Here is a 10,143-nt window from a genome sequence, read left to right as displayed (position 1 = left end):
CCCCCTATAATAGCCCAAAAAAAACACCCCCGCCCCCCCGGTCCACCCCGGGCGGGCCCTTCTGTTTTCAGGTCATGTAGACTGGCTTAGTGAGCGTTAAGCTCATCGAGTGGCAGGGAGAAGCTGGCTACGAAGGTGTCGATAAAGTAGCGCATCTCATCGCTCATCCGCGCTTCCAGCATGGCTTCGAGGCGTTTGCGAGCTGGTTCAAACTCCCGATTGCCGGCGTTGATCTCCTCCAGACACTTGGTATAGGCGCAGAGGGTATCGGCATCCTTGACCAGCCTGGCCAGCTCGCCATCTTGGGCTGCCGAATCGAGCAGCGGGCGAAAATCCTCTACCAGTTCCGGCGGCAGCATGCCAAGCAGCCGCTGTTCGGCGGCCAGTTCTATCTTCTTGTACTCGCGGGCGATCTCGGGATTGAAGTATTTGACCGGGGTGGGCAGATCGCCGGTCAGCACCTCACTGCTGTCGTGATAGAGGGCCATCACGGCGGCGCGGTCGGCATTCACGCTGCCGCCAAACAGCCGGTTTTTGATGATGCCGAGGGCATGGGCTACCATGGCCACCTGCAGGCTGTGCTCGGCAATGTTTTCCGGCTGGATGTTGCGCATCAGGGGCCAGCGATAGATGAGTTTCATGCGGGCGAGATTGGCGAAAAAGTGACTGGGTAACATGATGGCCTCAACAAAAGAGAATAGAAAAGGGCAGACCCTAGTCTGCCCGCGCATTTCCCGCAGTTAGCGGATATAGCGGCCCGATTCCGCCTCCTGATTGGTCACAATCATCTGGCCAATGGGCGCCAGGCTGATCAGCGCCAGCTTGAGGTGCTGGATACCGAACGGGATACCGATAATGGTCACGAAGCAGGCCAGCGCGGAAGCGATGTGGCCGATGGCCAGCCAGACACCGATCAGCACGAACCAGAGGATATTGCCAATCAGTCCCAGCGTGCCGGTGCCGATATCGCTCTGGCCGGTCATGGTCTTGCGATTGACCGCCTGCTTGCCAAACGGGAAGAAGGTAAAGGTGCCGATCACGAAGCAGGCACGTCCCCAGGGGATGCCGACCAGCGAGATAAAGCAGACAAGACCGGCCAGCCACCAGGCCAGGCCCATAAAGACACCTCCCAGTACAAACCAGAGCAGATTGAACAAGAAGCGGAAAAAGACCATGTGAGTGACTCCAGATCATCAATTTGGTTGCCACCATAACGAGGGAGGGGTAGGGACGCAATGGTTGATTGGCCCAATCGCCATTTGGCTGGTCAAATTGAGTCGTCGTCCGCAACGGTGACCTGTTTATCGGCGAAAAATGGGTAATAAAGCGGCGTTCGGATGAAAAAAGGTGAGCAAACGCAAAATTATCCTCACTGGATGGTTGAACTAGAGGGCCTCTCTCCCCATATAAAGGGCAGTTTTGCACGAATTGTGCTTGCACGCCGCTCAATGTGGGGGATGTGTGGCTCGACTCGACCAAAGTGCGCCGCTATAATGCCGCGTCATATTTTCTCATCACAAAGACATATCGTTGTCTTTATAAACAGGAAGACTCCGGGCTTTGCCCAGGGGCAATAAAGGGTCAGCACACAGTGCTGAGTTGAACGAGGTAGAAGAATGCAAGTTTCTGTAGAGACAACCCAGGGTCTGGAACGCCGTCTTACCATCACTGTACCGGCCGCTACCGTAGACGCCGCTGTGCGTAAAGAATTGAATGGCCTGGCCAAAACTCGTCGCATCGACGGTTTCCGTCCTGGCAAGGCTCCGGTTGCCATCATCAAGAAGATGTTCGGCGCCATGGCTCACGCCCGCGTTGCTGATGAAATGATGCAGAGCAATTTCATCAAAGCCATCATCGAAAACAAACTGAGCCCGGCCGGTGCCCCGACCATGGATCCGAAAGAGATCAAAGAAGGTCAGGATTTCGAATTCACCGCCACTTTCGAAGTGTATCCGGAGTTCGAAGTTGCAGGTCTCGAGACCATCAAGGTCGAGAAGCCGGTTGCGACCGTGAAGGATGAAGATCTGGCCAACATGATCGACACCCTGCGCAAGCAGCACGCTACCTGGGCTGATGCCGATGTTGCCGCTGCCAATGGCATGCGTGTGACCATGGACTTCGTCGGTTCCATTGACGGTGAAGAGTTCGACGGCGGCAAAGCTGAAGGCTTCAACCTGGTGCTGGGCGCTGGCCGCATGATCCCGGGCTTCGAAGACGCCATCCTGGGCAAGAAAGCGGGCGACGAGTTCACCATCGAAGTGACCTTCCCGGCTGACTACCACGCTGAAAACCTGAAAGGCAAAGAAGCCAAGTTCGCTTCCAAGCTGATCAAGGTTGAAGAGCAGATCCTGCCTGAGCTGACCGAAGAGTTCGTGAAGCGTTTCGGTATCGAAAGCGGTTCTGTTGAAGAGCTGAAAGCCGAAGTGCGCAAGAACATGGAGCGCGAACTGGCTCAAGCCCTGAAAAACAGCGTGAAAGAGCAGGTTCTGAACGGTCTGGTTGAAGCCAACCAAATCGACCTGCCGAAAGCTGCCGTTGCTCAAGAGATCGACGCACTGCGTCAGCAGGCTCTGCAGCGCTTCGGTGGCTTCCAGGGCGGCAACGCTCCCGAGCTGCCGGCTGAACTGTTCCAGGCTCAAGCCGAGCGTCGTGTACGCGTAGGCCTGCTGCTGGGTGACGTGATCCGCACCAACGAGATCAAGGCTGACGATGCCCGTGTAAACAGCATCATCGAGTCCATGGCGACTGCCTACGAAGATCCGAAGGAAGTGATCGAGTACTACCAGAAGAACGAACAGATGCTGAACGGCGTTCGTAACCTGGCAGTAGAAGATCAAGCCATCGACCTGATCCTGTCCAAAGCGCAAGTGACCGAAAAAGAAGTTGCCTTTGACGAAGTGATCAACAAGTCTGGCGCCGCTGCCTAAGAACATTTGACTTAAGGTCAAGACTGTTAAGTATAATGGCTCGTGTGATCTCCACTCGGGCCATTTTATTTTAGGGACAATGCCTTATGTACAAGAACTATAACGATATGACCGATTCTCCCAGCAATGCGCTGGTCCCCATCGTGGTCGAACAGACTGCCAAGGGTGAACGTTCCTACGATATTTACTCCCGTCTGCTGAAAGAGCGGGTGATCTTCCTGACTGGTCAGGTTGAAGATCACATGGCCAATCTGGTGGTTGCCCAGTTGCTGTTCCTCGAGTCCGAGAATCCGGACAAGGACATCTATATCTACATCAACTCACCGGGTGGTTCGGTGACTGCGGGCATGTCCATCTATGACACCATGCAGTTCATCAAGCCGGATGTCAGCACCGTCTGCATGGGGCAGGCCTGCTCCATGGGTGCCTTCCTGCTGGCTGGCGGTGCCAAGGGCAAGCGTTTCTGCCTGCCTAATGCCCGCGTGATGATCCACCAGCCGCTGGGTGGCTTCCAGGGGCAGGCATCTGATATCCAGATCCACGCCCAGGAGATCCTGAAGATCAAAAATACCCTGAACGAGCGCCTGGCGTTCCACACCGGTCAAGACATGGCTACCATCGAGCGTGACACCGATCGTGACAACTTCATGTCCGCCGAGCAGGCCGTGGCCTATGGTCTGGTAGACGGTGTCCTGAGCCAGCGTAGCTGAGCAGGGTGTCCCGGTCTGTTGTAAACTCAACAGGCCGATCCATCCTCTATTGATAAAACGAGGTTGCTGAATGACAGAGAAACGCAAGGGTGAGGGTGATAAGCTGCTCTACTGCTCTTTTTGCGGCAAAAGCCAGCATGAAGTGCGCAAGCTGATCGCTGGCCCTTCCGTCTACATATGTGATGAGTGCGTTGAGCTGTGCAACGACATCATCCGCGAAGAGATCCGCGAGATCTCGCCCAAGCGCGATGGTAACGAGCTGCCAACCCCTCATCAGATCCGCGCTCATCTCGATGACTATGTGATCGGGCAAGAGTACGCCAAGAAGGTGTTGGCTGTAGCCGTCTACAACCACTACAAGCGTCTGCGCAACAGCGGCGAAAACAGTGGTGTTGAGCTCGGCAAATCCAACATCCTGCTGATTGGCCCGACCGGTAGCGGCAAGACCCTGCTGGCCGAGACTCTGGCTCGTCTGCTGGATGTGCCGTTCACTATGGCCGATGCGACCACCCTGACCGAAGCTGGTTATGTGGGCGAGGACGTGGAGAACATCATCCAGAAGCTGCTGCAAAAGTGCGACTACGACGTAGAGAAGGCCCAGCGTGGCATCGTCTATATCGACGAGATCGACAAGATCTCCCGCAAGTCGGACAACCCCTCCATCACCCGCGATGTCTCCGGGGAAGGGGTGCAGCAGGCACTGCTCAAGCTGATCGAAGGGACCATCGCTTCCGTGCCGCCGCAAGGTGGTCGCAAGCATCCGCAGCAGGAGTTCTTGCAGGTTGATACCTCCAAGATACTCTTCATCTGCGGCGGTGCCTTTGCTGGTCTGGACAAGGTGATCGAGCAGCGTTCCGTGAAGGGAACCGGTATCGGTTTTGGCGCCGAGGTGAAATCCAAGGATGCCAAGGCCACCCTGAGCGAGACCTTCGCCAAGGTAGAGCCGGAAGATCTGATCAAGTATGGTCTGATCCCCGAGTTCATCGGCCGCCTGCCGGTGGTCGCGACCCTGACCGAGTTGGACGAGTCTGCCCTTATCCAGATCCTGAAAGAGCCGAAAAACGCGCTGACCAAACAGTACGCTGCGTTGTTCGATCTGGAAGGGGTTGAGCTGGAGTTCCGTGACGACGCACTCAACGCCATTGCTCGCAAGGCGATGGAGCGTAAAACCGGTGCTCGTGGTCTGCGTTCCATCGTGGAAGCCGTGCTGCTCGATACCATGTATGACCTGCCTTCTCTGGAAGGGGTCAGCAAGGTGGTGATCGACGAGACCGTGATCAAAGGGGACTCTGCGCCCTTGATGATCTACGAAAATCCCGAAACCCAGGCTGCTGCATCAGAGTAAATGTCTGATTTTTAATCAAATGGAAGGGGCTTTTTGCCCCTTTCATGCTTTTTACGGTTTCGGCGATTGAATCTCATCTCTGCGCCCCCATATACTCAGCCAAGCGCTTTGCCAACGGTATAACAAGCCGAGAGGACATATATGAACCTAGAGCGTTCAGAACGCATCGAGATTCCCGTCCTGCCTCTTCGTGACGTGGTGGTTTATCCCCACATGGTCATTCCACTCTTTGTGGGGCGGGAAAAATCCATTCGCTGTCTGGAAGCGGCCATGGAGCAGGACAAGAAAGTTCTGCTGGTGGCCCAGAAGGATGCGTCAACCGATGAGCCGACTGTGGAGGAGATCTTCACCGTCGGGACAGTGGCCAATATTCTGCAGATGCTCAAACTGCCGGACGGCACCGTCAAGGTGCTGGTAGAGGGGGGCCAGCGTGCCCGCCTGGAGCGGATGATCGACGACAAAGATTTCTTTGTCTGCGAGGCTCAGTACATCCCCTCCCAAGCCATTGAGGAGAAGGATCAGGAAGTACTGGTTCGCTCCGCCATCGGCCAGTTTGAAGGCTATATCAAGCTCAACAAGAAGATCCCGCCCGAGGTACTGACCTCGATATCGGCGATCGACGATGCTGCGCGTCTGGCTGACACCATGGCGGCCCACATGCCGCTCAAGCTGGAAGACAAGCAGAAGGTGCTGGAGATCGTCTCTGTCTCCGAGCGCATCGAATTCCTGATGGCGATGATGGAGTCGGAAATTGACCTGCTGCAGGTTGAGAAGCGCATCCGTACTCGCGTCAAGAAGCAGATGGAAAAGAGCCAGCGCGAGTATTACCTCAACGAGCAGATGAAGGCCATCCAGAAAGAGCTGGGTGAGCTGGAAGATAGCCCGGATGAGTTTGAAGCCCTCAATCGCAAGATTGAAGAGGCTGGCATGCCGGAAGATGCCCGTGAAAAGGCCCAGGCCGAGCTCGCCAAGCTGAAGATGATGTCTCCCATGTCCGCCGAGGCTACCGTGGTTCGCAGCTATGTGGACTGGATGGTACAGGTGCCGTGGAAGGCGCGCTCCAAGGTCAAGAAAGACCTTGGCAAGGCGCAAGAGGTGCTGGATGCCGATCACTATGGCCTCGAGAAGGTCAAGGATCGCATCCTCGAATATCTGGCGGTACAGGCACGGGTGAACAAGCTCAAGGGCCCTATCCTCTGTCTGGTTGGGCCTCCCGGTGTAGGCAAGACCTCGCTGGGCCAATCCATCGCCAAGGCGACAGGCCGCAAATATGTGCGGATGGCCCTCGGTGGGGTGCGTGACGAAGCGGAGATCCGCGGTCACCGCCGTACCTATATTGGTTCCATGCCCGGCAAGCTCATCCAGAAGATGGCGAAAGTCGGCGTGAAGAACCCGCTGTTCCTGCTTGACGAGATCGACAAGATGAGCTCGGACATGCGTGGCGATCCTGCATCCGCCTTGCTGGAAGTGCTGGATCCGGAACAGAACAACAGCTTCAACGATCACTATCTGGAAGTGGATTATGACCTGTCGGACGTCATGTTCGTGGCCACCTCCAACTCCATGAACATCCCGGGCCCCTTGCTGGACCGGATGGAAGTGATCCGCCTCTCCGGTTACACCGAAGATGAGAAGCTCAACATTGCCAAGCAGCATCTGGTTGCCAAGCAGATCCAGCGCAACGGCCTGAAAGAGTCCGAGATCACCATCGAAGATTCTGCCCTGGTCGGAGTGATCCGCTACTACACCCGCGAGGCGGGGGTGCGGAGTCTGGAGCGCGAGATCTCCAAGATTTGTCGCAAGGCGGTCAAGCGCATCCTGCTGGACAAGAGCATCAAGCATGTTCAGGTCAATCAGGAGAACCTCAAGGAGTTCCTCGGGGTGCAGCGTTTCGATTACGGCAAGGCCACCGACCAGAACCAGGTGGGTCAGGTGTGTGGTCTGGCGTGGACCGAAGTGGGGGGCGATCTGCTCACCATCGAGACCACCAACATGCCGGGCAAGGGCAAGCTCACTTATACCGGTTCCCTTGGTGACGTGATGCAGGAGTCGATCCAGGCGGCCATGACAGTCGTACGGGCCCGTGCCGAGAAGCTGCGCATCAACGCCGACTTCTACGAGAAGCGCGATATCCACGTGCACGTACCGGAAGGGGCAACCCCGAAAGATGGTCCTAGCGCCGGTATCGCCATGTGTACTGCGCTGGTCTCCAGCTTGACCGGTAATCCAGTTCGTGCTGATGTGGCGATGACAGGGGAGATCACCTTGCGCGGCGAAGTGCTGCCCATCGGTGGTCTCAAGGAGAAGTTGCTGGCAGCCCATCGTGGCGGCATCAAGCGAGTGCTTATTCCGAAAGAGAACGAGCGTGACCTTGAGGAGATCCCGGCAAACGTCAAACAAGACCTTGAAATTTATCCGGTTCGCTGGATTGACGAGGTGCTGGAATTGGCGTTGCAGGACAATCCACAGGGGTTTGAGCGCGTTTCTGTCGTGTAAATGTTGATGCGCCGCAAATTTGGCGCATTCGGCGGGTGGTTAAGGCTTGCATGCGCCCGATAACGGAAGTAGCCTTGACCACCGATCGGGTACTCGTGATGAGTCGCAATGCGTTGTGTGGCGCGGGTTTGCGCCAGATTGTCACTTGCAACTGATCAGGAGGCTTGCTATAAAACCTCCACTTGTTGTGGCCAGGGAAATCAGCGCCGCAGCGGTGTTTGATAAAAGGGGAATATAAGAGTGAATAAATCTCAACTGATTGACAAGATTGCAGACGGTGCCGATATCTCCAAAGCTGCCGCTGGCCGTGCGTTGGATGCCTTCATTGATGCTGTTGGTGAAGCGCTGAAAGAGGGTGACCAGGTTGCTCTGGTTGGTTTCGGTACTTTCGCTGTACGCGAGCGTGCTGCCCGTTCAGGCCGTAACCCGCAGACTGGCGCGACCATCGAAATCGCTGCTGGTAAAGTTCCTGCCTTCAAAGCCGGTAAGGCCCTGAAAGACGCTGTTAACTAAGTCGGTCGCTGATATCCGTCGGCTACCGTCCTTGGTCGCAGACCAGACAAGTTAGAGAGTCTTCTCTCATACTGATTGACCAAGGCGCATCGCAATCGGTGCGCCTTTTTATTGTTTACGCCCATCGAGTTCGGGAGCATAAGTACAAACATGATGTTGGATAAACTACGCGAAGGGGCGCAGGGCAAGGTAGCCAAGGTTATCTTGGGCCTGATCATCCTCTCCTTTGCCTTGGCTGGTGTAGGTAGTTACCTGAACGGCCCGGCCCGTACCGCCCCCGCCACCGTCAATGGCACCGAGATCAGTGCTGCGGCACTGGAAAATGCCTATCGTAACGAGCGCGCCCGCATGGAATCCCAGATGGGAGAGGCATTCAGCCAGCTGGCCGCGAACCCCGATTACATGAAACAGTTCCGTCGCGGTGTGCTGGATCGCCTGATCGATCAGGCTCTGCTGGACAGCAAGGCCCGTGAACTGGGTCTGCGCATCAGCGATGAACAGATCAAGCAAGCCATCGTGGCCATGCCGGAGTTTGCCGAGAATGGCAAGTTCAACAATGACCGCTATCTGCAGCTGATCCGTCGTGCCGGCATGACTCCTGAAATGTTCCGTGACTCCCTGCGTCAGGACATGGTGCGTCAACAGTTGATGAGCGCCCTGCTGGGCACCGAATTCTCCCTCAAGGGCGAAGCGGAGCAGCTCGACAAGCTCTACAACCAGACTCGCGATCTGCGTCTGGTGCGTCTGGCTGCTGCCAACTACATGGCTGACGTTCAGGTCTCCGACAACGAGCTGGAGCAGTACTACAAGACCAATGGCGCTCGTTTCATGAACGACGAGCAGGTCAAGGTCGACTATCTGCTGCTGGACGCTGCCAACCTCGCCAAGGATATCAAGGTCACCGAGCAGGATGCCCAGGATTACTACGATCAGCACCAGGATCTGTTCCAGCGTGCCGAGCGTCGCCACGTGGCTCACATCCTGATCCCGTTTGGCAAGGATGAGAAAGCGGCAGAGCAGAAGGCTGAAGCCGTGCTGGCCAAAGCCAAGGCGGGCGATGATTTCGCCGCGCTGGCCAAGGCTAACTCTTCCGATACTTTCTCTGCCAAAAAAGGCGGCGAGCTGGACTGGTTCGAGAAAGGGGTGATGGATCCGGCCTTCGAGAAAGCCGCGTTCGCCCTGAACAAGGCTGGCGATCTTTCCGGCGTGGTGAAGAGCCCGTTCGGTTTCCACATCATCAAGCTGCTGGGGGTTGAAGCAGCCCAGACCAAGCCGTTTGCCGATGTGAAAGAAGAGACCATCACTCGTCTGCAAGCTGACAAGGCCAAGGAGAAGTTCTTCGCCGAGCAACAGAAGATGGCTGACAACAGCTTCGAAAACCCTGACTCGCTGGATCTGACCGCTGACGCCATGGGGATGAAGGTTCAATCTTCCGATTTCTTCACCCAGGCGACTGCTCCGGCTCCGCTGAACGATCCCAAGGTGCTCTCCGTGGCGTTCTCCGAACAGCTGCGCGATGACAACACCAACTCCGACGTGATCGAGCTGGCTGACGGCAAGGCGCTGGTGCTGCATATCACGGGTCACAAGCCCAAAGCGGTCAAGCCGCTGGCCGAGGTGAAAGAGCAGGTGATTGCCGCCATCAAGCATGACAAGGCTAGCGAAGTGGCCCGTGGCAAGGCCCAGGGCCTGCTGGACAAGCTGAAAGTCGGTGAGAGCATCACAGCCGATCTGACTGCACTCGGTCTGAAAGTGGAGACCCACAAAGGGGTTGCCCGCTTCGATCGCGAGCTGGATCAGAACCTGATTGCCCAGGCGTTCACGCTGCCCCATCCGATCGACGGCAAGCCGAGCGTGGCTCTGGTTGCCGAGACCAATGGTGACCGCGTTGTGGTTGCGCTGGACAAGGTCAACGTCCCTGCCGCCGCATCCGGTATGGCTGCCATGCTGCAAGCTCAGCTGGGTCAGGGCAAAGCTCAGGTGGATTACAAGTCTCTGATCGACGAGCTGCGCAAAGCGGCCAAGATCGAGTACTTCACCAGTGTGGAAGCGACCGTCGAGTAATCGGCACTGCACAACCCATTGAAAACGGCTCCTTGATGGAGCCGTTTTTTTATCTGTGGGCAAGAGGAGGAGACTCAAGCTCTGTGCT

At 56.4% G+C, this 10,143-nt stretch carries 8 protein-coding genes; 6 read left to right on the top strand and 2 right to left on the bottom strand.

The window, feature by feature from the left end:
* Positions 1-86: 86 nt before the first annotated feature.
* Positions 87-677 carry a 5'-deoxynucleotidase gene (gene yfbR / locus ACW5XC_RS07805; protein ID WP_042052862.1) on the bottom strand — a complete coding sequence of 197 codons (591 nt, stop codon included), beginning with the start codon at positions 675-677 and terminating at the stop codon, positions 87-89.
* A gap of 63 nt (positions 678-740) precedes the next feature.
* Positions 741-1,175 carry a YccF domain-containing protein gene (locus ACW5XC_RS07800; protein ID WP_042052861.1) on the bottom strand — a complete coding sequence of 145 codons (435 nt, stop codon included), beginning with the start codon at positions 1,173-1,175 and terminating at the stop codon, positions 741-743.
* 441 nt (positions 1,176-1,616) lie between these two features.
* Here ACW5XC_RS07800 and tig point away from each other — a divergent pair, with 441 nt between their 5' ends.
* From tig to ppiD, 6 genes are all read left to right on the top strand, one after another.
* A complete protein-coding gene (gene tig, locus ACW5XC_RS07795; RefSeq protein ID WP_005345092.1) occupies positions 1,617-2,927 on the top strand; it encodes a trigger factor in 1,311 nt (436 codons plus the stop codon).
* A gap of 86 nt (positions 2,928-3,013) precedes the next feature.
* The gene (gene clpP, locus ACW5XC_RS07790) at positions 3,014-3,637 is read left to right on the top strand and encodes an ATP-dependent Clp endopeptidase proteolytic subunit ClpP (protein ID WP_005336979.1); all 624 of its coding nucleotides are present in this window, start codon (positions 3,014-3,016) and stop codon (positions 3,635-3,637) included.
* Positions 3,638-3,707: 70 nt separating this feature from the next.
* The gene (clpX, locus tag ACW5XC_RS07785; RefSeq protein ID WP_005336977.1) at positions 3,708-4,982 is read left to right on the top strand and encodes an ATP-dependent protease ATP-binding subunit ClpX; all 1,275 of its coding nucleotides are present in this window, start codon (positions 3,708-3,710) and stop codon (positions 4,980-4,982) included.
* Positions 4,983-5,123: 141 nt separating this feature from the next.
* Positions 5,124-7,478, top strand: a complete 2,355-nt coding sequence (lon, locus tag ACW5XC_RS07780) for an endopeptidase La (RefSeq protein WP_005336976.1) — start codon at positions 5,124-5,126, stop codon at positions 7,476-7,478.
* A 240-nt stretch (positions 7,479-7,718) separates the two neighbouring features.
* Complete coding sequence (gene hupB / locus ACW5XC_RS07775) at positions 7,719-7,991, top strand: nucleoid-associated protein HU-beta (RefSeq protein ID WP_005315375.1); 273 nt, start codon at positions 7,719-7,721, stop codon at positions 7,989-7,991.
* A 150-nt stretch (positions 7,992-8,141) separates the two neighbouring features.
* Positions 8,142-10,055, top strand: coding sequence for a peptidylprolyl isomerase (gene ppiD, locus ACW5XC_RS07770; RefSeq protein ID WP_042052859.1), 1,914 nt, complete (start codon positions 8,142-8,144; stop codon positions 10,053-10,055).
* The last annotated feature ends 88 nt before the right edge of the window (positions 10,056-10,143 follow it).

The sequence above is a fragment of the Aeromonas sp. 25-AL00135 genome (genome assembly GCF_054052385.1).
Note: the sequence above shows the minus strand (reverse complement) of the source record. Positions and strands in the feature narration are given on the sequence as shown.